The sequence below is a fragment of the Pseudarthrobacter sp. PH31-O2 genome, from assembly GCF_030063265.1.
In the GTDB taxonomy this organism is placed as follows: Bacteria; Actinomycetota; Actinomycetes; order Actinomycetales; family Micrococcaceae; genus Arthrobacter.
The window spans coordinates 329,143-353,385 of the sequence record NZ_JASIST010000003.1 but is presented as its reverse complement, the minus strand read 5'-3'; the positions used below and the strand labels follow the sequence as shown (position 1 = coordinate 353,385).

Here is a 24,243-nt window from a genome sequence, read left to right as displayed (position 1 = left end):
GCCGGCCGTCACCGCGCGCCCCCGACCCTGGCGTCCGCAATCTCGGCGCGCAGCGGCCGCCACCAGTCCACCAATTCGCGCAGTCCGTCCGCTAGCCCGGTTTCGGCACTGAAACCAAGCTCGCGTGTGGCCGCGCCCGTGTCCGCCTGGCGTCGGACGACCCCGTTCACAGCACGGTCGGGGCCGTGCTCTACGGCCAGTTCCGAACCCATGGCCCGCAATAGTGCTTCAGCCAGTTCCAGCAGGCTGGTTTCGACCCCGCTGGCGACGTTGTAGACGCCCGCGTCCACCGGGCTGCCAGCGGCCAGGATATTGGCCCGTGCCACATCCCTCGTGTGCACAAAATCCATGGTCTGCTGTCCGTCGCCGAAGATCAGGGGCGGCAGCCCGTCGTCGATTCGTTCCATCCAGCGAACCAGCACCTCGGTGTAGAGGCCGTGGACGTCCATCCGCGGACCGTACACGTTGAAGTAGCGCAACAGCACGTAGTCCAGGCCGTGCATCGCGCGGAAACTACGGGCCATGGCCTCGTTGAAGGACTTGGCTGCGCCGTAAAATGTGTCGTTGTTGTGGTGGTGATGGCGTTCGGCGGTCGGAAAGGTCTCCGCCAGGCCGTAGACAGAGGCGCTGGACGCCGCCACGAGCTTGCCGACCCGCTGGGCGGACACTGCTTCGAGCACATTAAACGTCCCGTCCACCAGCACCTCAAGGGCAAGACGAGGCTCTTCGGCGCATTGGGTGATGCGAATGGCTGCCTGGTGGAAGACAATGTCCTTGCCGCGGCACAAGTCATGGACCAGGTCCCGGTCGCGGATGTCCCCTTCGATCAGGTGCACCCGTCCGCTGGAGCGGGCCGGATCGAGGTTGGCCCGGCGGCCGCGGACCAAGTTGTCCAGCACATCGATCCTGCCGGCGCCGGCGTCCAGCAGTTGGTCCACGACCGTGGACCCGATGGTTCCCGCTCCGCCGGTGACCAGGACGTGTGCTCCTTGGAGTGTGCTCATCTGCTGACCTCAAGTTTCGGTTCGTTGCCGACCACAACGCTGGCCTTCCCGTCGGCACGGAGGCTGTCGCTGACTGCCTCCAGCACACAGAGCACCCGGAGACCGGAAGCGCCGCTGGTTCGGGAAGGGCGCCGCTGCCGGATACTGTTGGCGAATTCCGCCACCATCTCCCCGAGCGCCTCATACTCGGGGAGGGCCGGTGACCAGGTATCGCCCAGCCGGTACGAGATGGCCGAGGCGGTTCTGGCTGCCGCTGACGGTGACTTGCGGTCCAGGCTGACTCCGCGGTCGTAGATACTGAGCCGCTGCTGGGGGTTCAAGTCATCCCACACCAGGGTCCGCCGGGAGCCTCCGACCACAAGCTGGCGGATTTTGGTCGGACTCAACCAGTTCACGTGCACGTGGGCCATTGCATCGTTGGGCAACGCGAACGTCAGGTGCCCAACACAGGCGTGACCGGTACCGAGCGGATCAGCGCCGTGCGCAGCAACCTCGACCGGACGCAGCCCACCCGGGAGAATGAAGTCGAGAATGGACAGGTCGTGGGGCGCAAGGTCCCAGAACACATCCACATCCGGTTGCAGCAGGCCCAGGTTGATCCGGACCGAATCGATGAACAGAATGTCCCCGAGCGACCCGTCGGCGATCAGCTCCCGGATCTTCAGCACTGCCGGGGTGTAGCAGTAGGTGTGGTCGGCCATCAGGACCAGCCCCCGCTCATCCGCTACTTCAACCATCTCCAGTCCCCTCAGCCGGCTGTCGGCCAGGGGCTTCTCGACCAGCACGTGTTTCCCGGCTTTCAACGCCGTCAGGGCGATGCCGTGGTGCGTGTGGGCGGGCGTTGCAATCGCTACGGCGTCGACGTCGGCCAGGTCCAGCAGTTCATCGATGGACTTAAAGACCGGAACCCCGCCCTGGGCAGCGGCGAGCTTGGCGGCACGGTCTTGGTCCAGGTCCACGATGCCGGCCAGCTCCCAGTCCGGACTGACGGTGAAGTTCCGCGCCAGGTTGGGTCCCCAGTAGCCGGCACCGATGACGGCCGCCTTCAACGGCCCGCCGGTGGCCGCCAGATCCCGGCCACGGAGGTAATCTGAACGTGAATCATTCATTGAGTTTCCTTGCTCCGTTAGTACGCGCCCGCAGGCACGCACATTGCCCTGAAGGTGCGCCAGATGATGATGACGTCGCCCATGATCGACCAGTTCTCCACGTAGTAGAGATCCAGGCGCACCGCTTCGTCCCACGGCAGATCCGAACGGCCGTTGACTTGCCACAGGCCGGTAATCCCGGGCTTGATCAGCAGCCGTCGGTGCGTGTGCCTCTCGTAGCCGACCACCTCGCGCTGCAGCGGCGGCCGGGGCCCGACCAGGCTCATTGCTCCTGAGAGGACATTCCAGAACTGCGGCAGCTCGTCCAGCGAGTACCGGCGCATCCACCGCCCGCAGCGGGTCACCCGGGGGTCGTTGTGCATCTTGAAGAGAACCCCGGCGCCGTCGTTTTGGCCGGAAAGAACTGCCAGCGCGGCGTCGGCATCGGTGACCATGGATCTGATCTTGAGCATCCGGAACGGCTTTCCGGCTTTCCCGACGCGCTCCTGCCTGAAGAGAACGGGCCCGGGGCTGTCGTGTTTGACGATGATCGCGAGGACGAGAAAAAGCGGGGCCAGCAAGGCCAGGGCGGCCGAGGCCACAACGATGTCCAGCAGTCGCTTGAAGGCGTGTTTGGCGCCGCTGTACCGGGGCACATCCACGTGCATCAGCGGCAACCCCTCCACCGGCCGCCAGTGGATCCGCGGCCCGGCAACATTGGTCAGGGACGAAGCGAGGACCAGCTCCGCCTTGTGCTCCTCCAGCCCCCAGCCCAGCTCACGGATGTATTGGTTACCGCCGGGTACCGGTCCGGCCACGATCACCGCTTCCGCCCCGCAGCGGCCGACGGTCCGGACAACGTCATCGGTGGAGGACAGCACGGGCACCCGGCGGCCGTCGACGTCGAAGGTTGTCCCCCGCCGCCCGCCCGGCAACGCCACACCGAGGATTTCGTAGACGGCCCCGGACTTCTTGGAGATCCGCTTGAGCACGTAGCGCACGTCCTCGGGCTCGCCGATCACAATCGCCCGCACGAGGAACTGCCCCAGGGCCTGACGGGAGTTGTACCATCGGCGCGCCGTCCAGCGGCCACCGGGCAACAGGACGAGTCCCAGCGGGAGCGAGACCAAATGGAACGCCGATGCCGGCTGGACACGAAAAGCAACAAGACCCACGGCGAGCAATCCGAAGACCGCGCCACTTGCCGCGGCCACGCGCTTGTATTCACTGGTCCCGGCACCGAGGATCTTTGTGTCCCTGGTCCGGTAGAGACCGAGTGCGGCGACCCACAGGATGCCCAGGACCGCGCCGATCACAGCCGCGTTGAGATCAGCGAGGCTTCCTGTGAGAGGCTGGCCACCCTCGAAGCGGACCAGGAATCCGGCAAAGACACAGGCGGCGACCAGCAGGGCGTCCGTGCCGCGCAGTACCCGCCGCAAGAACCGTGCCCACTCCCGGCCCGAGAGCCGGTCAGGGGCCCGGACTGCCGGGACTGCGGCGGGCAACGGCTGGGGTCGAAAAATTACCGGTGGGATGCGTGCGTCGTGTTCGGCGTGGCGTTGGTGCGGGGCGTATGCGAGGTCGGCCATAGTCCCGCCGGCGCGGCTGGCACCGTGTCCCGGGGCCGCTGGGGTCAGCCCCGGGGCCATCCACTCCGGACGCGCTGTCACCGGCGTTCCTCAAACCCGTGGCCCGCAGCTTTGGGAACACTTTCATCCACACAGCGGAAGGGAGCCCGGCGCAGGGAAGATCGTTCCGTCGAAAAAACATCCCGTGTGAACGCCAACCAGCGCGTCATAGTGACTCCGTCCAGAATGCATTGGCTGCATCGGGTGATCCCTGAGTCAATCTAGGTTGGGAGGAATACGGCAGTCACGAGTGATTCGTACTCGCCTTTGCGAACCACACTCCGGAGACTTACCCGGGTAGTACTCATGGCCGGGGCCCAGCCACCCCGGCTTGTGCCGGAAATGCGAAGTCAAGTATCGCCGAGGACCGCCCGCCGATACTTCAGCCGGCCATCCGGATCGTCAAAGCACCTCGATCGATGGCCACAGCCAAATGCGTTCCGGCACCGAGATGGTCACCGTCCAGCTGGAACTCCTGCTCGCGCTCCAAGGTGATCTCGGCGGCCTTGCCCTGGAAGTACTCGACTGACTCGGTCTCGCGCTTGTTCCGGCCGAAGATCCCGGCGACAACGCCCAGCCAGCCAAACCGGCCGCGGGGCGCCAGGACCAACAGGTCCAGCACACCGTCGTCGAACTTGGCATCGGGAAAAATCTCGACTCCGCCCATGATCCGGCCGCAATTGCCGATCATAACGCTGCGGATCCTGCGTTGGACGGTTTTCCCGCCGTCGACGCTGATCTTCGCCTTAACCGGTTTGCCCGGAAGCTTACGGATGCCCGCTTCCACGTAGGCCACCCAGCCCATCCGGTCCTTCAGCACGTCCACGGTGTCGGCCATAATTGCCGCATCGTAGCCGAGACCGGCCATGACCAGGAACAACTGCTGCTCATCGGAGTGGTCGAGTGTTGCCTTGACGACATCGATGGTCCGTTCGCTGCCGGTGAGGACGCCCCGGCAGGCTGCAACCGGATCGCTGATGTCCACGCCGAGGTTGCGGGCCAGGAGGTTCCCGGTCCCCAGCGGCACCAGACCCATGGGCGTTTTGGTGCCTGCGAGCACCTCCGCGACGCAGCGCACGGTCCCGTCGCCGCCGGCCGCGATTACAACGTCGACCCCGGCCTCCAGTGCCTGGCGGGCCTGGCCGGTGCCCGGGTCCTCGATGCTGGTTTCGAGCCACAGCGGTTCAGCCCAGCCTTGTGTTTCGCAAAGCCGCAAGATCTCGCGCTGGAGCTCCGGTCCACCGGATTTGGCGGGGTTGATAACGACGGCGGCGCGCCGGGGTGGTGTAGTGCGTTCAGGCTCGGAATCGTTCTCTGGCATAACGTCCTTCAAGACATAGCGGGCGTGGGGTGTCCCGGATTGAAATCCTAGCGGGATTCCGTGCTTAACTTCGGCGGCTGGGCCGCGAACCGTGGACGTCCGCGTGTCACGGTCACTAGACTGGCCATGCTCAAGTACTGGAGCCTTCCGGGATGGGAATCCTGCCGGGAAGGCCGCCCGCCAGGATCGGCCTGGCGGGACGCGTTCCAGGGGCGGGAAGCGGGAGCACATGTCGGAAGCACAGGAGAATTTCTCGGCCGAGGCCGAGGCGTCCAGCATGGATCCCCATGATTGGGGCCGGGCCATGGCGCTGGCCGTCACGCGGCTGGCAGAACAGATCGCCCCGACGGACAGCGAGGACATCCATGCCTCGCTGGTGGGCAGGAACCTCCACCTTAAGATCCGTGACGACGCCGCGGGGGTCACTATTACGGTCTCGACCGCCCCTTCGCCGGACTCCGTCAACTGAGTGCAGCGAGCGTCAGGACGACAGGTCGGCGGAGATGAGTTCGGCGGTAGCAACCGTCGCCTCGCGCACCGAGCCCACGTAGGCCGCCGGGTCGGGCTGGCCGGCAAACGATTGGGCGTGCAGGGACACGTTAATGGCAGCGACCACCTTGAGGCCGTCATGGACCGGCGCGGCTACGCCGCCTCCAACGCTGTCTGGCCGTCCTTTTACGCCGAGATGTTCAGCACCAGGGTCCGCTTCTCCGGCCTGGCCATCGGCACCCAGCTCGGCTTCCTGATGGCAGGCTTCGCCCCGGCGATCGTCGCGGCCATGGGCGGCATCAAGCCCGGCGGCTGGGTCCAGATCAGCATCTTCACCGGCGCCATCTGTGTCACCGCGGCCGTCTCGGCCCTGACCGCCAAGGAATCCTTCAAAATTCCCACCAAGGAGCTCGGCCTCAAGTAACCCGGCCGCTGCGGGCAGGGCCGGTCCGGGCCGCTGCGGGCAGGGCCGGTCCGGGCCGGTCCGGGCCGGTCCGGTCAGGGTGTCAGGATGGCGCCTTTCCGTTCCCCAGGACCGCGGCCAGATCGAAGCCCGCCGGCACCTCGAGCTGGTCATAGGTGCAGGAGCGCGGCTCCCGGTCCGGGCGCCAGCGGACAAACTGCGTTGTGTGGCGGAACCTTTGACCCTCCATGTGGTCGTATTTCACCTCCAACACCCGGTCCGGCCGAAGCGGGGTAAACGAGAGGTCCTTGCCACCGCTCCACCGGCTGCCCTCGGCGTTGCGGGGTGTCCGGGTCCCTTCATCCTGGTGGGTCCGGGCCCAAGGGTGGCCCTCACCGCCGGCCACCAGCGGCTGGAGTTCACCGTAGAGGTCCTTGCGCCGCTGCATCGGGAAAGCCCCCACAACTCCGACGTTGGCGAGTCTGCCGGCAGCGTCATAAAGTCCCAGCAGGAGCGACCCGACGCGGTCCGGCCCGGAAGTGTGCACCCGGTACCCGGCGAGAACGCAGTCCGCGGTGCGTTCGTGCTTGACCTTGAACATCGAGCGTTTGTCCGGCAGATACTTCCCGTCGAGGGGTTTGGCCACGATCCCGTCGAGACCGGCTCCCTCGAACCGGTGAAACCATTCCTTTGCTGTTCCCCGGTCCCGGGTCGCGGCGGTGAGGTGGATTGGCGGGGCACTGCCGGCGAGCACACGCTCCAAGGCGGCACGCCGCTCGGCGAACGGACGGTCGGTCAGGTCCTCGTCGTCGAGGGCAAGCAGGTCAAACGCGACAAAACTCGCCGGTGTAGCTTCGGCCAGTAGCCGCACCCTGCTTGCGGCAGGATGGATCCGCTGCTGCAGCAGATCAAAGTCGAGCCGGTCGCCCGAGGCGCCGACCATAATGATCTCCCCGTCAATCACACAGCGCCGCGGAAGATTCATTTTCAGCGCCTCAACCAGCTCCGGGAAGTAACGCGTTAGGGGCTTAGCGTTGCGGCTGCCGATCTCCACCTCGGCCCCGTCACGGAAGATGAGGGACCTGAAACCGTCCCACTTCGGTTCGAACATCACCGGGCCCTCCGGCAGGGCCCGCACGGCCTTTGCCAGCATCGGCGCGATCGGCGGCATCAGCGGCAGTTGCATGGCCCTATTGTCCGCCCGGACCCCGGCGACCGCCAGCTGCCGCACGGCAACAACCCCGGCGCCGGACGCTTACCCATGTCTTACCGGATCGAAACGAGGTGGCAACATTGGCGCGCCACACTGGAAGCGCCGGCAAGAGCAGGCATCACGCTCCAGTCCAGGAGGTCCCGCCATGTTGAAGGAAGCCACAGCCCACGTGACCCGCATCCGCGCCTTGGATCAGTTGCACCGCGGCGACGAGATCGAGGCGCGGCTGAAGGTCGGCCCCAATTACGACGACGTGGTGATCCGCCGCGGGTGCGTCCAGGAAACCGCCCCCGGAATCAGCGTCGTGTGGATTATGGACCGGCAATCGGGCAGCCGGAAGGCGATTAACACCGACGAGTGCAGCCTCTGGCGGGTCGCTGCAAGCAGCTAGCCGCCCGCGACGGACTGGATGATCAGGAGCTCCTCACCCGGTGACACCCTGGTGCCCAGGCCTTGCAGCCGCCGGATTTCATTCCCGTTGACGTATATATTCACGTGACGCCGGACCGTCCCGGTTTCGTCCCGGAGCCGCCTTGCCAGGGCCGGGTATTCGTCGGTGACCAGGTCAAGCAAAGCCGCCACCGTCACCTCCGCGGCTACGGGTGCAGTCAGGAAGGACTGCCCGCCGGCAAGGGGATGGAGCACACTCGGCAACACCACGTTGATCCCGGCCACGGCGACTCAGGCATTCGCCGGGATGCCGGGCGTGGCCGTGCCGGACACCAGCGCCGGGCTTACAGCTGCGGCCCGCACGCACAGCACGTCGGGCAGGTGCGAAGCCAGCTCGGTGAAGTGGGCGCCTTCGTCGGCGCTGGCGTAAACGCTGCCGCCTCGCGTACCGAAGTACACCCCGGCAGGTTCCGCAGCGTCGACGCAGGCTGCGTCCCGCAGCACGGCGTTGAACTCAGCCTCTGGGAGCCCGTCGTCCAGGCGCTCCCAGCTCGCGCCGGCGTCGACTGTGCGGTGGACCGCCAACTTACCCTCGGGCGGGATTCGTTCGCCGTCGGCCTTGAGCGGGATGACCCAGGCGGTCCCGGCCCGCCGCGGATGCGTGAGCATCACGAATCCGAAGTCTGCGGGCAGACCGTCAGCGATCGAGGTCCAGCTCTCGGCATTGTCGTCGCTGCGGTAAACACCGTGGTGGTTCTGGGCATAGAGCCGGCCTTCGACCGAGGCGTCGGCGGCAATCTTGTGCACACACTGACCGAACTCCGGGTTGGGGTCGGGCATAAAGTAGGCCGAAATTCCCTGGTTGCGCGGCTCCCAGGAGCTCCCGCCGTCGAGCGAGCGGTAGACGCCGCCGGTGCTCATCGCGACGTGAACCTTCTCACCGGTGCGGTCCACAACGATGGAGTGCGCCGCAGCGCCACCGTAGCCGGCACCCCATTCACTGCGGTGCGGGTGGTCCCAGAGCCCGCGGTTAAGTTCGAAGTGTTCACCGCCGTCGATCGATTTCCAGACCGAGATCGGCTCACAGCCGGCCCAGACGACGCCGGGGCGGGACTCGGCATCGGGGTAGATCTGCCAGATGCGTTCGAGCGCAGCATCCGTGCCCGCCGGAAAGCGGATGGCACCCTGCTCGGGCTCGCTCCAGGTCTCGCCCAGGTCATCGGAGTGGAAGACCGTGGGACCCCAATGCTCCGAGCGGACGCCGGCCAGGATCCGGGTCCGGCCATCCCTGCTGTCGATGCCGATACTGGGGACTTCGCTCATCAGGAAATGCGGGCCGGAAAGGGACCAGTCCTTGCGGTCGGGGCTGGTAGCGAGCCAGAGACCTTTTTTGGTGCCGATCGCCAGGACATAACTCTCTTCGGTAGCCATGCCCCCATGCAACCACTACCTGCTGCTGGCCGCAATGGTGTCTTCCCGTGCGCTTTTGTTCGGCTTTGTCAGTCCACGTATTCGGACTGAGTGGCGATGAAGTCCCAATCGGCGCCGGTAAGCACCCCGGAAACATCCGCCGGGTGGGGGCCGCCGGCCTCGGCAATTCCCTGGAGTACCGGCAGCGGGAACTCGGCGGCGCGAAGGTTTTCCCGCAGCCACTCCTTGCTCGCCAGATCCAGATCCAGCCACCACATAAAGATTTCCACAGCGGTCACCCTTTCCTCAGTTTCTCAACGTTAGGCCGCGTCCCCGGGGTGTTCAAGAGCCGGTTGACCCTGGCGGCTACAGGTCCTCGAGCACGACGGCGGGCCGTTCGAGTGCGCCCGGGACGATCGAGTAGTAGGCCCAGGTGCCACGCTTTTCGCGGTGCAGCAGGCCTGCGTCCACGAGGATCCTAAGGTGATGGGAAACCGTCGGCTGGCCGAGCTCAAGGGGTGCAGTAAGGTCGCAGACGCAAGCCTCGCCGCCGTCGGACGCCTTGATGATGGACAACAGCCGCAGCCGGTTCGGGTCGGCAAGGGCCTTGAAGAATTGGGCCTTGCCCTGCGCCTGATCCGCAGCCAAAAATGGCATCCCGGACGAGGTGCCGGATATTTCCGCGGCCGCGGGCTTAACAATCTGCAGCGTCGTCATCGCTCCATTATGCACCATATTGACAGTGGTCGATATGGTGGGCAGGGTTGAAACCCGGACCGGGGAATAAGCCCCTGTTCGCGCCGCGGGGCAGGGGAAAGAATGGAGTATGTCCGCCGAGCGCCAGATTGCCCAGCCCCCGCTTGTTGTCGGCGTGCTCCCGGGGCAGAGCCCCGGGGTGCTCCAGACCGCAGCCGCACTGGCGGCTGGCCTCGGTACCGAGCTGATCTGCGCCCACGTGGATGAAGAAAGCTATCTGGTGGAGTGGGACCCGACGCGGTCCGCGCACCGGCTCTCGCTGCACCCGGACACGGACAACGCCGAGATCAGGGCAGTGGCCCGGGAACTGCGGAGCATGATCAACGCCGCCTGCGACCCGTTGGGTATTCCGTGGACCCTGCGGACGCTGGCGGGGGACCCGGCCCGGGCGCTTGGCAGGCTTGCGGCTGAGGTCGGCGCCCCCATGATTATCGTGGGTACGCCGGAACCCGGGCTGGGGCACCGCGTCTCCGCGGCCCTCAACGGTTCGGTGGCCGCTTGGCTCAGCCACCACCAGGACCATCCGATCCTGGTGGTTCCGGTCCGGCCCGCAGTCCATCACCAGACAAAACATGACTCGTGAGCTAATGGTTTGCGCGTTGTCTAAGGGTTCAACCGAACCTCCCGTAAGTAAAGTGAAAGTACTTATTCGGGGTGCTGGCTTTCTCCACTTACCGCCGAGTATGGTTGAATCCGTGGGCCAGAGACGGCCCCCAAAGACTGCTCCGGAGTGCGTATCCCCCAATAACGCACTCCGGAGCTTTTTTGTCCCCGGGCGCTTTCGCAGGGCCCGACCGTGCGCCCGCACCGCGCTTGCACCATGCGCCCGCACCGCGCTTGCACCATACCCCTGGGGGGTATATGTTTGGGTTATGGACGAGCACGAAATCGCTGTCGCATCAGGCGCGGACACCGAACCTCCCCAACAGCACGGCTATTCCGCGAACAAAGACGCTTACCTGCGGCGGCTGAAGCGGATTGAAGGCCAGGTTCGTGGCATCGCGAGGATGGTCGAGGAAGACAAGTACTGCATCGACATCCTCACCCAGGTCGCCGCCGCCACCAAGGCCCTGCACGCCGTCAGCCTGGGGCTGGTGGAGGAACATATCGGGCACTGCGTCGTCGGCGCCGCCGCAGAACCGGACCCCTCGCTGCGGGCCGCAGCGATTGATTTTAAGGTCAAAGAAGCCACTGACGCTATCGGCCGCCTGTTGCGGTAGCGGCACCATCGACAACAACACCGGGCCGTGGACCACAACAGCCCGTCCCCAGAGGAGAGAGCCATGAGCACCGTATCCACCATCGTCAACGTGTCCGGGATGACGTGCGCGCACTGCGTGTCATCGGTCAGCGAGGAACTGGAGTCCCTGGCGGGTGTCGAGAAGGTCGACGTCGACCTCAACGCCGGGGGCGTCTCCACGGTCACCATCACTTCCGGCGGGGCCTTGTCCTCCGCCGAGATCAGCGAGGCCGTTGCGGAATCGGGCTACCTGGTGGTGGCCAACGAGACCTGAGCGCCACCCGCCCGTCATTCCACGCCGCGCACACCATCTGGACAGGACCACAGTGAGTACAGAGCAGTTATTCGGCCAGCCCGGAAACCGGGTGATCGAGCTCGACATCGAGGGCATGACCTGTGCCTCCTGTGTCGGCCGTGTTGAACGCAAGCTCGGCAAACTTGACGGCGTGACAGCCAGCGTCAACCTGCCGTTGGAGTCGGCACAGGTCACAGTGCCGGCGGCCATCACGGACGCCCAAATCACCGCCACCGTAGCGGCAGCAGGGTACAAGGCGACAGTCCGGCCTCCCCGGTTCACCGTCGAAACGCCGGCTGGTGGCGCCACCCGCGGCGACCACCTACCGGCCCACCCGGCAGCCAAGCTCCGCCCGCGCCTGGTGACCGCTGCCGTCCTCACCATCCCGGTCTTCCTGATTTCGATGTTCCCCGTTTTCCAGTTCGCCAACTGGGGCTGGGCAGCAGGGGCCCTGGCCCTGCCGGTGGTTACCTGGGCCGCCTGGCCGTTCCACCGCGCCGCTGCCATTAATGCCCGGCACCTGGCCTCCACGATGGACACTCTTGTCTCCATCGGGGTGACGGCCGCTTACGTCTTCTCGGCCTGGCAGCTATTCGCAGACCCGCAGATGACCGGGCACGCGGGCGGGGAAAGCATGGCGATGGGTTCGGGCGGACTCTACTTCGAGGTTGCCTCGGTGGTCACCACATTCCTGCTGTTGGGCCGCTACCTGGAGGCCAACGCCAAGGAAAAGGCCGGCGACGCGCTCAAGGCCCTGCTGAATCTGGGAGCCAAGGATGCCACAGTCTTCCGGGACGGCCGGGAACAGCAGATCCCGGCCGATCAGCTTGGGGTAGGGGATCTCATTGTTGTCCGCCCCGGCGAGAAAATCGCGAGCGACGGCGTCGTCGTCGAAGGGAACTCCGCGGTGGACGCCTCGCTGGTAACCGGCGAATCGGTACCGGTGGAAGTCGGCCCTGGCACTCCGGTCACGGGCGCCACCATCAACACCTCCGGCCGGCTGCTGGTCCGCACCACCCGCGTCGGAGCCGAAACGACTTTGGCCCAGATGGGCCGTCTGGTCGCCCAGGCGCAGACCGGCAAGGCGCCGATCGCCCGCCTTGCCGACCGGATCAGCGCGGTGTTCGTGCCGGTGGTCCTCCTCATCGCTGCCCTCACTTTCGGCGCCTGGCTGCTCGCGGCCGGCCCGGCCATCAGCGACGCCGAACTGCGCGCGGCTTTCACGGCCGCCGTCGCTGTACTTGTCATCGCCTGCCCCTGCGCCCTTGGCCTCGCCACCCCTGTAGGTCTGCTCACCGGAACCGGCCGCGGCGCGCAGCTGGGGATCCTGATCAAGGGACCACAAGTCCTTGAGGACACCCGGACCGTTGACACCATCCTGCTGGATAAAACCGGTACCGTGACCAGCGGCCACCTGGCTGTCGACGGCAGCGAGGCCTTCGGAGCCTTCAGCACAAACGAGGTCCTGCGCCTGGCCGGTTCGGTCGAAGCCGCATCTGAGCACCCGATCGCGCGTGCCATCGCTGCGGCCGCGCTCTCCGCCGAACGCCGCACCAACGACGCCGGGACCCTTCCTGCCGTCACCGGGTTCCGGTCGGCCCCGGGCGGCGGGGTCGAGGGAAAGGTTGCAGGAAAGGTCGTAACGGCTGGCCGGACGGGCTGGCTTGCCGAAAACCGCATCTCCCCGACCGCCACACAGCTTCAGGCATTCAGCGCCGCCGAACATTCCGGGGCCACAGCCATCTGGCTCGCCGTGGATGGGCAGCCGGCAGGCATCATCAGCCTGCGGGACACGCTCAAGCCGGGCTCAGCCCCCGCAATCCGCCGGCTCCGTGAGCTCGGCCTCCGGCCGATCCTCCTGACCGGGGACAATGCGGCCGTCGCCGCCCAGGTGGCCGCCGACGTCGGCATCGCTCCCGAAGACGTTTTCGCCGGGGTGCTGCCGGCGGGCAAGGTCCAGGCCGTCAGGAAGCTGCAGGACGCCGGCGCCATTGTCGCCATGGCTGGCGACGGCGTGAACGACGCCGCGGCACTGGCCCAGGCAGACCTCGGCATCGCTATGGGTTCAGGCACTGACGTCGCGATCGAGGCCGCAGACCTGACGGTCATGGGCAACGACCTGGGGCAGGTGGCCCAGGCCATCGAATTGTCCCGCCGGACCCTCGCGACGATCAAGACAAACCTCTTCTGGGCGTTCTTCTACAATGCCATCGGGATCCCGGTAGCAGCCCTGGGCCTGCTTAACCCGATGATTGCCGGCGCTGCCATGGCGGCCAGTTCCGTCCTGGTTGTGGCCAACTCTTTGCGGCTCCGCGGCTTCGGCAAGTAAGCCGCCGTCCGCCCGCCGCCTCAGGCCGCGCCGAAGCGGACTGCGGCCCTGGCCTTCGCTTTGGCAGCTTCCTCGCCGCGGTCCTTGGCTGGAGCCTGGGTGACCAGGGCGGCCAGCAGGTGCTCGGTAGCATGTGCAATCTCGTGGACAGCCCGGTTGAAAGCCTCTTCATTGACCTTCGACGGCTTGGTGCTCCCACTGATCTTGCGCACATACTGCAGCGCGGCGGCTTCCACCTCCGCGTCAGTGGCCTGGGGTTCAAAATTGTGGAGGGTGCGGATGTTTCGGCACATGCCTCCATGCTAGGCCCCAATCAACCTGGGATCGAGGGCATGGGGAGGGCTGCCCATCGACACTATTTTGGCCGGCAGGATAGTTTGGGGGCATTGGATCTTCCGGAACAGCCGGAAGCCGCAGCGGAACCCGGCAGGGCCGGATCCGTTTCTAAGCTTTGAGGAGATTTTCGAATGGCTATTTGGGGCGCAGATATTGCTCAGCTCAAGACTCTTGGGACGAAGCTGCAGGCCGGTTCGTCGGAGATCGACAAGCAGAAGTCGATGCTCACCAAGGTGCTCGAGGGCACCGACTGGAAGGGCCCGGACGCCGATAAGTTCCGCAGCGAATGGAACGGCCAGCACGTGGCGGCACTGGCCAAGGTTTCCCAGGCACTGCAGGAGGCCGGCAAGCAGGCGAGCCGCAACGCCACCGAGCAGGAAAGCGCTTCCCGCTAGGCAAAAACTCCAGACACTAAGCCGGCCCGGACGCAGCAGCGTCCGGGCCGGCTTAGTCAGTTCGTGCCTACGGCACCGGTTCGACGTCGTTCGCGTGGTCCAGCGGTGCCGGCGACCCGGCTTCGCCGGCGCGGGACGGCGCCCGGAGTTCATCCAGCCGGACCAGGATCACGCCGCCGACAATCAGCAGCCCGCCGAGGAGCTGGATGGGGCCGGGCAGCTCGCCGAGCAAAAGCCACGCCCAGATGACGGCAAAGAGCACTTCGGTCAGCGACACAAAGGACGCCACTTTGGAGCCGAGGGCGCGTGCCGCCACAATGCCGGAGACATACGCAAGCACCGTGGCCAGGACCACAAGCCCGCTCAGAGCCACCCACCAAGGCGCCACCCAAGGGCCCAGCCGGGTATCGGCAGTGCTGAACGCCATCGGCAGCAGGCCGGTTGCCGCAGCAAGCCACATCGTCACTGCGCCCACCATAAGCCCGCCCGAGGCCAGTACGATCGGCGGCAGGGTGTCGTTTTCCTTGGCCGTGATGAAAAAATAGATCGCGAGGCAAACGGCCGCTGCTATCCCCCACAGGACTCCGACGATGTCGATCTTGACGGCTCCGGTGAGGTCCAGGACCAGGACCAGCCCGGCGAGGGACAGCAGCGTTCCACCGACTGTCAGTGGGCGGGGCCGTTTGCGGCTGGCGGCCCAGAGCCACAGCACGATAATCACGGGGGCCAGGTACTCCAGCAGGAGGGCAACCCCGACCGAAAGCCGTGCCACTGCGTTGAAATAGAACAACTGGCAGGCCGCGACCCCAATAAGCCCGAAAAGCAGGACGGTAAGCCAGTTGTCCCTCAGCTGGTGCCAGCGCCCGCGCAGTGCCGGGACTGCGGGAACGGCCAGGATGAGCGCGGCCCCGGTGAGGCGGGCCGTGACTGCTGCCCCGGGGCTCCAGCCGGTCTCCAGCAACGCCTTGGCAAAGGAGCCGGAGAGGCCGAACACCGCCGAGGAAAACAGGGCCACACCCAGCCCGGATGCCATGAACCCTGCCGCCGCGCCGGGGCGGCGGGCGCCGGGCGTTCCGGGGGATCGTGACCCGGAATCGGCCATGGCGGGCGTTTCGGCCGGGTAGCGATCGGCAGGCAAGGGCTGCCTCCTGTCAGGAGTAAAGTGATGTTATGGTCATGACAGTACGCCACGCCTACGTAAGGAGTCAAGATGCTTTTTGCCCCTGACACTGAGGTGGCATTGCGGTCGGTTGTCAGCCTGGTCAATTCCGCGGCCAACGGTGCGGAGCACCTTTCCACAGTGCCGGACCTGGATCGGTTTCTGGAGGCGGAGGGGTTCACCGGCTCGCGGACCCGGGACGAGGCCGAACTTGCCGGAGTGCACCGCCTCCGCGGCGAACTCGCGGCCTTGTGGTTCGCTGACGAATCCGCTGCGGTGGACACCGTTAACAGGCTGCTGCGGGAGGCGCGGGCACTGCCCCAACTCGTCCGGCATGGTGATTGGGACTGGCACCTGCACGCCACCACCCCGGACGCGCCACTGGCGCACAGGATGAGCACGGAGGCCGCCATGGCCCTGGTTGACGTCATCCGGAACAAAGAAATGGACCGGATGCTGGTCTGCGCCGCCGAGGACTGCAACGCCGTGGTGCTGGACCTGAGCCGAAACCGCTCGAAGCGCTATTGCGACACCGGGAACTGCGCCAACCGCGCCCACGTGGCGGCGTACCGGGCCCGCAAGGCAGCCTCCTAGGCCACGTCAGAGCGGAGGGGCAGGGCATCACGGGCGCTGGCGGCCGGATCCAGCAGCAGCCCCGGCCATCGGTCGGCGCCGGAGCGGCGGCGGTCGGCGGCAGTCGGACAGCTAGCGGTCGCCGCCGGGTGCCTGGTCGCCGCCGGACCCTGGCGCGCCGGACCCTGGTTCAGGCTGCGCCGACTGGCCGCCTTGGCCGGCGTTCCGGGAGCTGAGGTTGACCCCGGATCCCTTGCCGAGGTGTTCGGCATTGGGCTTGTGGCCCATTGACAGCATGGCGAGCACCACCAGAATCACAATGAACGCACTCCCGCCGGCCGTGAACGCCAGATCGAAGCGGGCCGTCTTTGCGCTGCCGCCGGAGGCAAAAATCAAGGTGGTGACGAAGGCCAGCACAGCCCAGAACGCGGAGAACATTAGCGGTCCCTTGACCGAGGTCCGCAGCTTGCGCGGGGCTCCTGATTTCTGCTGTGCCAAGGTGCTTTCCTCCTGCAGCCGACGCAATGGGCGTGGCAATTGTGGTAGCGCAATCGTTCTACACCAGGTAGAACCTGTTCGCTTCCTAGTTTACGGCCTCCGCCGAATCTGCCTGCGCATCGTGCCGCAGCGTCAGTCCGGCCAGCACCCAGAGCACGCCACTGATAATGCCGCCGCCGCCGGCGATGCCGAGCAGCGCATGCGGACCCAGATCGATGAAAAAGGGCAGCAGCGCCGCCGTGCCCAGTCCGATCACACCGGAGGCGATCCAGTCGCGCGCCAGGAGTGAGCGTCCCCGGAGGGTGATGCCGAGGTAGAGTTCTGCGGCGCCGGCAAGGCCAAGCCCCAGCGCTGCAAGGACACCGAAGACCAGGCTCCCGGAGATGAGCCCGACGGCGGCCCCTGTCCCGGTCAGCACGGCGCCGGCTGCCGACAGCACCTTTCCGGCGGCGGACCCGGGACGGAGCCCGGTCTGGTGGATGCTGCGCAGCAGCACCAGTCCGGTTGCCAGCAGGTAGGCGCCGCCGGCCCATCCCATGCCCATGGCGGTTGGTGCAGCCCAGAAGACGGTCACGGCACCAAATCCCAGGGCGATTGCCGCCCGGATTAGCACGGGCTTCCAGAGAACCGCCGCGGCGGGCAGGGCGGTGGACGCGTCAGGGGCTGCGGGGAGAGTCACACGTCCAGTTTAGTGCGAAGCACCGAGCACCATCCACCGGTCCGTTCGCGCCCGGGCGCCCAGCGTCACGGCCCTCGCCGCCATATACCCCAGCGAAAACGCCGCCCACAGCCAGAGCAGTCCAGCGCTGCCGCCAGCGCCCGTGTGCCCGACAAGCAGAAGTAGCGGCAGATACACCGCGAGATTCACGACGCCGGCAATCGCCAAATACTTTGCGTCGCCGGCCCCGATCAGCACGCCGTCGAGAACGAAAACAAATCCGGCGATCGGCTGGCCGGCCGCCAGTACCCACAGCGCCACCGCGAGTGCGGCACGGACTTCGGCGTCGGAGCTAAACAGCAGCCCCGCCCAGGGCGCCGCAGCTGCCAGCAGGATTCCCGTGAGCACACCGAACCCGATGCCCCAGCGGACCATAGTGCCCGTGAGCTCCCGTGCGGCAGCCGGGCGGGCAGCCCCGAGTTCCTTGCCGATCAGCGCCTGCGCGGCAATGGCGAGGGCATCGAGGGCGAAGGCGAGGAAAGTAAAGACCGTCATGGCGAGCTGGTGGGCTGCCAGGTTCACGGGCCCCTGGGCAGTGGCCACCAGGACCGTGGCGAGGATTGCCACCCGCAGGCTCAGCGTCCGCAGCATTAGCCACGAGCCCACCCTGGTCAGCGCCCGGATGCCGCGCCACTCGGGGCGCAGGGAGACCCCGTGGTTGCGGGCGTTCCGCCGGACAATCACCACATAAACAACCGCCATGGCCCACTGCGCGATGCTGGTGCCGATGGCGGAGCCGGTGACTGACAGCTGCAAGCCGTAAACCAGGAAGAGGTTGAGCACGATGTTCAAGGTAAAGCCGGCGGCCGCGACAAAGAGCGGGGTCCGCGTGTCCTGCAGCCCCCGCAACACGCCTGTCCCGGCGAAGATAAGCAGCATCGCGGCGAGCCCGGGCATTGACCACCGCAGGTAGTCCACAGCAAAGGTCCGCACCTGATCACGGGCACCCATCAGGTCCAGCAGCGGCCCGGCAGCAACGAAGCCCGCCACGGCAAGGAATGCCCCCAGCATTAACGCCAGCCAGACGCCGTCACGTCCGGCAGCGAGAGCCGTGGACAGCTGCCCATTGCCGACCGCCCGCGCCACGGCCGGAGTGGTCGAATAGGCCAGGAAGACCATAAGTCCCACCACTGTATGCAGCACCGCGGAGGCCAACCCGACGCCGGCAAGCTGGGCCACTCCGAGGTGGCCGACGATGGCGGCATCGGCGAGGAGGAACACTGGTTCGGCGATGAGCGCCCCGAACGCCGGGAGTGCAAGGCGCAGGATTTCGCGCCGTCGGCTGGCCGGGGACGGGAGCACTGCAGGAGGCGGGGCGGAGGCTGGCACGCAACCACACTAACGGCACCCCTGGCGTCGCACCGCTTCGCAGCACAACGCGTCCACCCGGACCGAAACAGCGTCAATTCAGTTCCGGCATGATTTGCCCGCCACCCCGGTCCGGCTTGCGGTGTGTGGCGTCCCGGATAGCATTTGTGTCGGGATCCGGCGGCGCTTCCGCAGCCCGTTAGTACACTCTGTGCATGAGTGAGACTGCCGCCAACGCCGTAACCCTGCGCTTCCTTGCAGCTCCGACCGACGTCGGGCACAGCGGTTCGGTCGACGCCGGCACGGTGCTCGAGTGGGTGGACAAGGCGGCTTACGCCGCCGCGGTCGGCTGGGCACAGTCCTACTGCGTAACCGCCTACGTGGGCAACATCCACTTCGCGAACCCGGTCAACAGCGGGGACATGGTTGAGGTCACTGCCACGATCGTCTACACCGGCCGGTCCTCCATGCACATCCGCACAGTGGTGTCCTCGGGCGATGTAAAAGGCGGTCCGGCAACGATGCGCAGCCAGTGTCTGGTGATTTTCGTGGCGGTGGGCGCGGACGGCAAGCCCGTCCCGGTGCCGCAGTTTGAACCGACCGCACCGGACGGGATCGAACAGCGCGACCACGCAGTGGCCCGGATCAAGGTCCGCGAGGAGATCGTGCAGGCGATGAGCGGACAGGAATACACCGACGCCGGCACGGCCGAGAGCGTTGTCCTCCGTTTTGTGGCCGCCCCCACGGATGTGAACTGGGGCGGCAAGGTCCATGGTGGCATCGTTATGAAATGGATCGATGAGGCGGCCTACGTCTGTGCCTCACGCTACTGCGGCATGGACACGGTAGCCGTCTTCTCCGGCGGCGTGAGGTTTTATCGTCCGCTGCTCATCGGCCATGTGGTGGAGGTGGAGGCCCGGCTGGTCTACACCGGAACGAAGGGCATGCATATCGCGGTGCACGTCCGCTCCGGAGACCCCAAGGGACGCGAGCTTCACCTCACAACGTACTGCCTGACCGTGATGGTGGCCCGCGACGAACACGGCACATCCGTCCCGGTCCCGCAATGGGTGCCGGTGTCCGCGGAGGACAAGCGGCTGTACGCCCACGCCCGGGCACTGCTGGAGATCCGCGGCCGGGCACCCGGGAACCGGCTGCCCAACCATCTGCTGCCCAGTGGCGGCAGCTAGCTCCTAGAAGCCGCCACCGGCATCCGCCGCCATGTTCGCGAACCTTGAATAGTGGCCCTGGAAGGCGACCACAATGTCTTTTGTGGGGCCGTTACGGTGCTTGGCAATGAGGATGTCTGCTTCGCCGGCACGCGGCGATTCCTTGTCATAGACGTCTTCGCGGTGCAGCAGGATGACCATGTCGGCATCCTGCTCAATGGAGCCGGATTCGCGCAGATCCGAGACCATCGGCCGCTTGTCCTGGCGCTGCTCCGAACCACGGTTCAGCTGCGAGAGCGCAATGACCGGCACCTGCAGTTCCTTGGCCAGCAGCTTCAGCGCGCGGGAGAACTCGGAAACTTCCTGCTGGCGGGACTCCACCTTCTTGCCGGAGCTCATCAGCTGCAGGTAGTCGAGGATAACGAGCTTGAGATCGTGCTGCTGTTTCAGCCGGCGGCACTTGGCCCGGATTTCCATCAATGACATGTTGGGGCTGTCATCGATGAAGAGCGGAGCGTCATTCATCCGGCCCATCGTGGTGGCGATCTTGGACCACTGCTCGTCCTTGATCGTGCCCTTGCGCAGATCCTGCAGGCCGATTGTGGCCTCCGCTGACAGCAGGCGCATGGCGATCTCGTTCCGGCCCATTTCCAGCGAAAACATCACCGTTGCCAGATTGTTCTTGATGGCAGCGGAGCGGGCGAAGTCCAGCGCGAACGTCGACTTACCGACGGCGGGGCGGGCCGCAATGACAATCATCTGGCCGGGGTGCAGGCCGTGGGTGAGCTCATCAAGTTCGTAGAAGCCGGTCGGAACGCCGGTCATTCCCTCTTCGCGGTGGCCGGAGGCTTCGATCTCGTCCACCGTGGACTCCATCACGTCCTTGAGGACCACGTAGTCCTCTGCAGTGCGCCGTTCGGCGACGGCGTAGATCTCGGCCTGGGCCTGGTTTACCAGGTCTTCGACCTCGCCGTCCTGGCCGTAGCCAAGCTGGACGATTTTAGTGCCCGCATTGACCAGACGCCGCAGGACGGCGCGTTCACCGACGATTTCTGCGTAGTAGCCCGCGTTGGCAGCGGTGGGAACCGTCTGGATGAGCTCGTGCAGGTAGGCGGGGCCGCCGATTCGGTTGATCTCGCCCCGCTTGGTCAGTTCATCCGAAACGGTGACGGCGTCAGCGGGCTCGCCCCGGCCGTAGAGGTCGATGATGGCCTCGTAGATCGTCTCGTGTGCCGGGCGGTAGAAGTCCACACCACGAAGGATCTCGACGACGTCGGCAATGGCGTCCTTTGACAGCATCATGCCGCCCAGGACGGACTGCTCGGCGGGAATGTCCTGCGGCGGCTTGCGGCTGCCTTCGGCTCCGCGGGTCCCCTCGACTGAGTCCAGATGCGTAACTGACAAAACTGCCGTCCTCCATTGGGTGCCGCGGCGGACCTTCGTTCGCCGGCGGCGTGTATGCCTTTTGGTCTGTGCTGCGGGTTGGCCTCGGCCCGGCCGTTATCCGACGGGTTAAGTCCTATCAACCGGCTCCGACATTTTGTCCGCCTCCCGTACTGCCGGTTTTCCACAGGCCGGATCCAGCCCGGCCGGGCGGAATCGAAAGAAAGGCAGCATCGGAATCCAGGATCCTAGGCGCGATATCCAGCAACGTTATCCCCCGTCCGGGCAGGCACCAACCCGAAGAGTCTCCACCCTTGTGGATAACCTGTGCACTACCACCCCCTGCTTGTGCACAGCCTGTGGGAACAGCTGTGGATAGAAAATTTCTTTGTCGCATAATCAGCCCCTGACCTGCGTAAACGCAAAAAGGCCGTGTGGACGTAAAAGAAATACGGCCGGCGTTCATCCACAGTGCGCTAGGTGCGGCTGGGGATAGCGATCGGCACATGAGGCCACACTCCGGCGGAAATATGCGCATTTGGTGATGTTCCTCACCTGGCGGGCTGGATGGGTGCCTCCCGGCACTGATGGTATGCCGGCCGCAGAATGTGCTGTGGATAACTGCGATCTGGCATAAGCTCTTCACATGGGCGATGTATTGCTAGTTATACTGCCTGCCCTCATCGTGGCAGCTGTACTTTGGGCGTTTACGACGGCCCTGCGACCACGTGATTTTGGCTTGTCCGACGCGGATCGCTACCAGCAGGAGCTCGCTGTCCGTTCACAGGCCCACTACGCCGCCCAGGTGCAGGCCGCTACTGCCGCCCGGGCCCGGGTGGACGCGGCCACGCGTCCGAGTCAAAACGAACAGCAGCAGTCCCAGCAGGCCGATCATGCCCGCATGGCATTGCGGGCCCAGACCGGATCTGCCCCGGCCGTCGGGCAGCCCGGCTACCAGGGGCCGGTCCTGCCCGGCGGCCAGCTGAATCCCCAGTTTGCCCTGCAGCTGCAGTCCCTGGCCCGGAACGGCAAAAAGATCCAGGCCATTAAGTTGCTGCGGCAAGCAACCCAGTCAGACCTTTTGACCGCCAAGAATTACGTAGATCGGCTATAGCTTGATGGAATCCATGCTTATCCCCCTGTTGATCCTGGCGCTCGTCGTCGCCGGCGTCCTGTTGGCCGCCCGCGCCGTCGGCCGGAAGACCAGCGGGTCCCGGGCGGAAACCGCCCCGCGGCCCGGGCGTGATCCGCTGGAACTGGCCCGTAGCTCCGCGGCCAAGCTCAACCAGGAGCAGCACCGCCGCCTCTACGCGCTGATCGCCCAGGGTCAGGCAATGGGAGCCATCAAGCTCTACCTCGAAGCTACCGGGGACGGCCTGCGGGCCTCCCGGGACGCCGTAGGGGCGCTTGCGTCCCACCCACAGCCCTTCCGGCCGGAGGTGCCGGGACAGCAGCCCAGCGAGGACGACGACGACGACGCGCCTCAGCGTTTCGCGTACCGCTACCGTGCGATCGCCAGCAAGGGCGATGTCACCCGCGAGGTCAGCAGCAACATGCTCAACGACGAGATCTACGGCCGAATCCGCACCATGGCCAGAAGCGGCGACCCCGAAGCCGCAGCGGAAGCCCTGACCCGCCACTCCGATATCTCCATCAAGCAGGCCCGCGAGTTCATCGAACTCCTGGAGGACTGACGAACGGTCCGGCGCCGCCCCGCGCACTCACGCGTGAGCAACTACCGGACGCGCCGCTGCTTGGAGCTGCCCGAACGTTTCCGGCAGCGGCCGGAACCCTCTACCGGCTGGAACGCTCTACCGGCGGGCCGAGATACCGGCGAGCAGCTGCTCAAATGGCAGCGTCGCCAGGGCATCCGGCTTCTGGAGCGTCTGTGGGACTTCCAGGAGGCGGGCGAACTCCCCGGCCGCCCGGTCGATCCGGACGGATAGCGGCGATTCGCCGTCGCCGTCTTTTCCCCAGTCCTGGGGTCCGGCGAAGACAGCCGTGCCGGCGATCCGGGTACGGAGGTAGGTGAACAGGGGCCGCATGGCAAAGTCCAGCACCATCTGGTGCCGGTCGGTTCCGGCAGTCGCGCCCAGCAGAACGGCCTTGCCCTCAAGCGACGTGGGATCGAGGACGTCTATGAAGGACTTAAAGAGGCCGCTGTAGGAGGCGCTGAAGACCGGGCTGACGGCGATGATACCCTCCGAGGCCCGGACGCCGGCAATCACTTCGGCCAGCTTTGGCGCGGCGTAGCCGGTCACAAAATTGTTGGCAATGTCCACGGCGAGGTCCCTGAGTTCCAGCACCTCGATATCGACTGCGTATCCTGCGGCGGCGAGCTGGCGCTCGACGGCGGCGGCCAGCTGGTCCGCGAGCAGGCGGCTCGACGACGGGACGCCGAGTCCGGCAGAGAGAACTGTAATGCGGCGGGATTCCACGCGAATGCTCCTCAAGTTGTTATCCGGACCAAACGCCAATTCATGCGTTTGCATCTACTTAGTCAAGCCGTGTGCCTGCTCGTTTGTTCCCCGCCGCTCCTGGCCATCCGGTCGGCCCCCTCAGAGCAGGACCATCCCCTCAATGCAGCTCACCGTGTTCCCGCCAATCCAGATGTCGTCCCCCACCGCGTCGATGTGGACCCGCCCGGCCCGGCCCAGCACCGTCCCCTGCGCCACCAGGTAGGACACCGGGGCCCGGCCGCTGCCGATCAGCCACCGGGCGGCACCTGCGTTGAAGCTGCCGGTGACCGGGTCTTCCGGCGAGGCGTCCCCCGGGATAAAGGTCCGCACCTCAAAGCCAACCTCGGAGCCGGCCGGGTGGGGACCGATCACACCGACTTTCAGTCCCGCCAGGGCCAAGTAGTCAGGCCTGAGGCCGAGCACCAGATCCGCCGAATCCAGCAGCACACCGATCCACTCAGGGCCATTGACCAGCCAGGATGCGTCAAGCAGCGCCTCCCGCTCCAGCCTCAGCCCGGCGGCAATACGGCTGAGGACCACCTCGGCCACCGGACCCGATCGGGTCAGCGGCGGCACCGCAAAAGCCAGCCTCCCGTCCGCGCGCTTCACCCTGACCAGTCCGGCCCCGCACTCCTGGACCACCGTCCCGTCTTACCGGGGTTCACCGCCAGCCGCGAGC

At 66.1% G+C, this 24,243-nt stretch carries 28 protein-coding genes and 1 pseudogene; 12 read left to right on the top strand and 17 right to left on the bottom strand.

Annotation, left to right across the window (positions count from 1 at the left end):
- Positions 1-8: 8 nt before the first annotated feature.
- The 4 genes from QMG72_RS07615 to QMG72_RS07600 form a co-directional block, all read right to left on the bottom strand.
- The gene (locus QMG72_RS07615; RefSeq protein WP_226775632.1) at positions 9-1,004 is read right to left on the bottom strand and encodes an NAD-dependent epimerase/dehydratase family protein; all 996 of its coding nucleotides are present in this window, start codon (positions 1,002-1,004) and stop codon (positions 9-11) included.
- Positions 1,001-2,113 (bottom strand): Gfo/Idh/MocA family protein, encoded by a 1,113-nt coding sequence (locus tag QMG72_RS07610; protein WP_226775631.1) that lies wholly within the window; start codon positions 2,111-2,113, stop codon positions 1,001-1,003. Before QMG72_RS07610 ends, QMG72_RS07615 begins: the two co-directional genes overlap by 4 nt.
- Before the next feature lie 17 nt (positions 2,114-2,130).
- A complete protein-coding gene (locus QMG72_RS07605) occupies positions 2,131-3,681 on the bottom strand; it encodes a sugar transferase (RefSeq protein WP_256446978.1) in 1,551 nt (516 codons plus the stop codon).
- 421 nt (positions 3,682-4,102) lie between these two features.
- A complete protein-coding gene (locus tag QMG72_RS07600) occupies positions 4,103-5,041 on the bottom strand; it encodes a diacylglycerol/lipid kinase family protein (RefSeq protein ID WP_226775629.1) in 939 nt (312 codons plus the stop codon).
- Positions 5,042-5,270: 229 nt separating this feature from the next.
- On the opposite strand from QMG72_RS07600, the gene QMG72_RS07595 reads away from it, so the two are divergent.
- Both QMG72_RS07595 and QMG72_RS07590 read left to right on the top strand, forming a co-directional pair.
- Entirely contained in the window at positions 5,271-5,510 is a 240-nt protein-coding gene (locus QMG72_RS07595) for a hypothetical protein (protein WP_226775628.1), read from the top strand.
- A gap of 171 nt (positions 5,511-5,681) precedes the next feature.
- Positions 5,682-5,954: pseudogene (locus QMG72_RS07590) on the top strand (MFS transporter); the annotation flags it as partial.
- 82 nt (positions 5,955-6,036) lie between these two features.
- Here the strand turns inward: QMG72_RS07590 and QMG72_RS07585 are convergent.
- Positions 6,037-7,119: an ATP-dependent DNA ligase gene (locus QMG72_RS07585; RefSeq protein WP_226775627.1), complete on the bottom strand. Its 1,083-nt coding sequence runs from the start codon at positions 7,117-7,119 to the stop codon at positions 6,037-6,039.
- A gap of 172 nt (positions 7,120-7,291) precedes the next feature.
- On the opposite strand from QMG72_RS07585, the gene QMG72_RS07580 reads away from it, so the two are divergent.
- Complete coding sequence (locus tag QMG72_RS07580; protein WP_226775626.1) at positions 7,292-7,537, top strand: hypothetical protein; 246 nt, start codon at positions 7,292-7,294, stop codon at positions 7,535-7,537.
- Here the strand turns inward: QMG72_RS07580 and QMG72_RS07575 are convergent.
- From QMG72_RS07575 to QMG72_RS07560, 4 genes are all read right to left on the bottom strand, one after another.
- Positions 7,534-7,821, bottom strand: a complete 288-nt coding sequence (locus QMG72_RS07575; RefSeq protein ID WP_283480179.1) for a MoaD/ThiS family protein — start codon at positions 7,819-7,821, stop codon at positions 7,534-7,536. The genes QMG72_RS07580 and QMG72_RS07575 overlap by 4 nt on opposite strands.
- 6 nt (positions 7,822-7,827) lie before the next feature.
- Positions 7,828-8,967, bottom strand: coding sequence for a WD40/YVTN/BNR-like repeat-containing protein (locus QMG72_RS07570; RefSeq protein WP_226775624.1), 1,140 nt, complete (start codon positions 8,965-8,967; stop codon positions 7,828-7,830).
- A 68-nt stretch (positions 8,968-9,035) separates the two neighbouring features.
- Positions 9,036-9,236, bottom strand: a complete 201-nt coding sequence (locus QMG72_RS07565) for a hypothetical protein (protein ID WP_226775674.1) — start codon at positions 9,234-9,236, stop codon at positions 9,036-9,038.
- 76 nt (positions 9,237-9,312) lie between these two features.
- Positions 9,313-9,663, bottom strand: a complete 351-nt coding sequence (locus tag QMG72_RS07560) for an ArsR/SmtB family transcription factor (protein ID WP_226775623.1) — start codon at positions 9,661-9,663, stop codon at positions 9,313-9,315.
- Between the two features lie 109 nt (positions 9,664-9,772).
- On the opposite strand from QMG72_RS07560, the gene QMG72_RS07555 reads away from it, so the two are divergent.
- The 4 genes from QMG72_RS07555 (at position 9,773) to QMG72_RS07540 (ending at position 13,566) form a co-directional block, all read left to right on the top strand.
- A complete protein-coding gene (locus tag QMG72_RS07555; RefSeq protein ID WP_226775622.1) occupies positions 9,773-10,285 on the top strand; it encodes a universal stress protein in 513 nt (170 codons plus the stop codon).
- 289 nt (positions 10,286-10,574) lie between these two features.
- On the top strand, positions 10,575-10,922 hold the full coding sequence (locus tag QMG72_RS07550; protein WP_226775621.1) for a metal-sensitive transcriptional regulator: 348 nt from the start codon (positions 10,575-10,577) through the stop codon (positions 10,920-10,922).
- 63 nt (positions 10,923-10,985) lie between these two features.
- Positions 10,986-11,216 carry a heavy-metal-associated domain-containing protein gene (locus tag QMG72_RS07545; protein WP_253031707.1) on the top strand — a complete coding sequence of 77 codons (231 nt, stop codon included), beginning with the start codon at positions 10,986-10,988 and terminating at the stop codon, positions 11,214-11,216.
- A 52-nt stretch (positions 11,217-11,268) separates the two neighbouring features.
- A complete protein-coding gene (locus tag QMG72_RS07540) occupies positions 11,269-13,566 on the top strand; it encodes a heavy metal translocating P-type ATPase (protein ID WP_226775619.1) in 2,298 nt (765 codons plus the stop codon).
- 20 nt (positions 13,567-13,586) lie between these two features.
- On the opposite strand, the gene QMG72_RS07535 is transcribed toward QMG72_RS07540, so the two are convergent.
- Positions 13,587-13,859, bottom strand: a complete 273-nt coding sequence (locus tag QMG72_RS07535) for a DUF2277 domain-containing protein (RefSeq protein ID WP_226775618.1) — start codon at positions 13,857-13,859, stop codon at positions 13,587-13,589.
- Between the two features lie 174 nt (positions 13,860-14,033).
- On the opposite strand from QMG72_RS07535, the gene QMG72_RS07530 reads away from it, so the two are divergent.
- A complete protein-coding gene (locus QMG72_RS07530; RefSeq protein WP_226775617.1) occupies positions 14,034-14,297 on the top strand; it encodes a hypothetical protein in 264 nt (87 codons plus the stop codon).
- 67 nt (positions 14,298-14,364) lie between these two features.
- On the opposite strand, the gene QMG72_RS07525 is transcribed toward QMG72_RS07530, so the two are convergent.
- Positions 14,365-15,330 (bottom strand): EamA family transporter, encoded by a 966-nt coding sequence (locus QMG72_RS07525; protein WP_226775673.1) that lies wholly within the window; start codon positions 15,328-15,330, stop codon positions 14,365-14,367.
- 177 nt (positions 15,331-15,507) lie between these two features.
- Here QMG72_RS07525 and QMG72_RS07520 point away from each other — a divergent pair, with 177 nt between their 5' ends.
- Complete coding sequence (locus QMG72_RS07520) at positions 15,508-16,050, top strand: CGNR zinc finger domain-containing protein (protein WP_226775616.1); 543 nt, start codon at positions 15,508-15,510, stop codon at positions 16,048-16,050.
- A gap of 111 nt (positions 16,051-16,161) precedes the next feature.
- Here QMG72_RS07520 and QMG72_RS07515 read toward each other — a convergent pair whose 3' ends face one another.
- From QMG72_RS07515 to QMG72_RS07505, 3 genes are all read right to left on the bottom strand, one after another.
- On the bottom strand, positions 16,162-16,527 hold the full coding sequence (locus QMG72_RS07515) for a hypothetical protein (RefSeq protein ID WP_226775615.1): 366 nt from the start codon (positions 16,525-16,527) through the stop codon (positions 16,162-16,164).
- 85 nt (positions 16,528-16,612) lie between these two features.
- Complete coding sequence (locus QMG72_RS07510) at positions 16,613-17,206, bottom strand: hypothetical protein (protein WP_226775614.1); 594 nt, start codon at positions 17,204-17,206, stop codon at positions 16,613-16,615.
- A 9-nt stretch (positions 17,207-17,215) separates the two neighbouring features.
- Positions 17,216-18,574 carry an MATE family efflux transporter gene (locus QMG72_RS07505; RefSeq protein ID WP_226775613.1) on the bottom strand — a complete coding sequence of 453 codons (1,359 nt, stop codon included), beginning with the start codon at positions 18,572-18,574 and terminating at the stop codon, positions 17,216-17,218.
- Between the two features lie 194 nt (positions 18,575-18,768).
- On the opposite strand from QMG72_RS07505, the gene QMG72_RS07500 reads away from it, so the two are divergent.
- On the top strand, positions 18,769-19,743 hold the full coding sequence (locus tag QMG72_RS07500; RefSeq protein WP_283480177.1) for an acyl-CoA thioesterase: 975 nt from the start codon (positions 18,769-18,771) through the stop codon (positions 19,741-19,743).
- Between the two features lie 3 nt (positions 19,744-19,746).
- On the opposite strand, the gene dnaB is transcribed toward QMG72_RS07500, so the two are convergent.
- On the bottom strand, positions 19,747-21,126 hold the full coding sequence (gene dnaB / locus QMG72_RS07495) for a replicative DNA helicase (protein ID WP_226775611.1): 1,380 nt from the start codon (positions 21,124-21,126) through the stop codon (positions 19,747-19,749).
- Between the two features lie 625 nt (positions 21,127-21,751).
- Between dnaB and QMG72_RS07490 the strand changes: the two genes are divergently transcribed.
- Together QMG72_RS07490 and QMG72_RS07485 are read left to right on the top strand one after the other, a co-directional pair.
- Positions 21,752-22,219: a hypothetical protein gene (locus QMG72_RS07490; RefSeq protein ID WP_226775610.1), complete on the top strand. Its 468-nt coding sequence runs from the start codon at positions 21,752-21,754 to the stop codon at positions 22,217-22,219.
- A 4-nt stretch (positions 22,220-22,223) separates the two neighbouring features.
- A complete protein-coding gene (locus QMG72_RS07485; RefSeq protein ID WP_226775609.1) occupies positions 22,224-22,799 on the top strand; it encodes a hypothetical protein in 576 nt (191 codons plus the stop codon).
- Between the two features lie 117 nt (positions 22,800-22,916).
- Here the strand turns inward: QMG72_RS07485 and QMG72_RS07480 are convergent, their stop codons facing one another.
- Together QMG72_RS07480 and QMG72_RS07475 are read right to left on the bottom strand one after the other, a co-directional pair.
- Complete coding sequence (locus QMG72_RS07480; RefSeq protein WP_226775608.1) at positions 22,917-23,543, bottom strand: FMN reductase; 627 nt, start codon at positions 23,541-23,543, stop codon at positions 22,917-22,919.
- 120 nt (positions 23,544-23,663) lie between these two features.
- Positions 23,664-24,206 (bottom strand): PhzF family phenazine biosynthesis protein, encoded by a 543-nt coding sequence (locus tag QMG72_RS07475; RefSeq protein WP_502934652.1) that lies wholly within the window; start codon positions 24,204-24,206, stop codon positions 23,664-23,666.
- Positions 24,207-24,243 lie beyond the last annotated feature (37 nt).

Coding starts and splice junctions, on each gene's coding strand:
- QMG72_RS07585 (WP_226775627.1), bottom strand. CDS start 7,119: ATGCAACTGCCGCTGATGCCGCCGATCGCGCCGATGCTGGCAAAGGCC.
- QMG72_RS07615 (WP_226775632.1), bottom strand. CDS start 1,004: ATGAGCACACTCCAAGGAGCACACGTCCTGGTCACCGGCGGAGCGGGA.
- QMG72_RS07600 (WP_226775629.1), bottom strand. CDS start 5,041: ATGCCAGAGAACGATTCCGAGCCTGAACGCACTACACCACCCCGGCGC.
- QMG72_RS07555 (WP_226775622.1), top strand. CDS start 9,773: ATGTCCGCCGAGCGCCAGATTGCCCAGCCCCCGCTTGTTGTCGGCGTG.
- QMG72_RS07610 (WP_226775631.1), bottom strand. CDS start 2,113: ATGAATGATTCACGTTCAGATTACCTCCGTGGCCGGGATCTGGCGGCC.
- QMG72_RS07500 (WP_283480177.1), top strand. CDS start 18,769: ATGAGTGAGACTGCCGCCAACGCCGTAACCCTGCGCTTCCTTGCAGCT.
- QMG72_RS07560 (WP_226775623.1), bottom strand. CDS start 9,663: ATGACGACGCTGCAGATTGTTAAGCCCGCGGCCGCGGAAATATCCGGC.
- QMG72_RS07550 (WP_226775621.1), top strand. CDS start 10,575: ATGGACGAGCACGAAATCGCTGTCGCATCAGGCGCGGACACCGAACCT.
- QMG72_RS07595 (WP_226775628.1), top strand. CDS start 5,271: ATGTCGGAAGCACAGGAGAATTTCTCGGCCGAGGCCGAGGCGTCCAGC.
- QMG72_RS07525 (WP_226775673.1), bottom strand. CDS start 15,330: ATGGCATCCGGGCTGGGTGTGGCCCTGTTTTCCTCGGCGGTGTTCGGC.
- QMG72_RS07530 (WP_226775617.1), top strand. CDS start 14,034: ATGGCTATTTGGGGCGCAGATATTGCTCAGCTCAAGACTCTTGGGACG.
- QMG72_RS07570 (WP_226775624.1), bottom strand. CDS start 8,967: ATGGCTACCGAAGAGAGTTATGTCCTGGCGATCGGCACCAAAAAAGGT.
- QMG72_RS07580 (WP_226775626.1), top strand. CDS start 7,292: ATGTTGAAGGAAGCCACAGCCCACGTGACCCGCATCCGCGCCTTGGAT.
- QMG72_RS07535 (WP_226775618.1), bottom strand. CDS start 13,859: ATGTGCCGAAACATCCGCACCCTCCACAATTTTGAACCCCAGGCCACT.
- QMG72_RS07605 (WP_256446978.1), bottom strand. CDS start 3,681: ATGGCCGACCTCGCATACGCCCCGCACCAACGCCACGCCGAACACGAC.
- QMG72_RS07485 (WP_226775609.1), top strand. CDS start 22,224: ATGGAATCCATGCTTATCCCCCTGTTGATCCTGGCGCTCGTCGTCGCC.
- QMG72_RS07490 (WP_226775610.1), top strand. CDS start 21,752: ATGGGCGATGTATTGCTAGTTATACTGCCTGCCCTCATCGTGGCAGCT.
- QMG72_RS07545 (WP_253031707.1), top strand. CDS start 10,986: ATGAGCACCGTATCCACCATCGTCAACGTGTCCGGGATGACGTGCGCG.
- QMG72_RS07520 (WP_226775616.1), top strand. CDS start 15,508: ATGCTTTTTGCCCCTGACACTGAGGTGGCATTGCGGTCGGTTGTCAGC.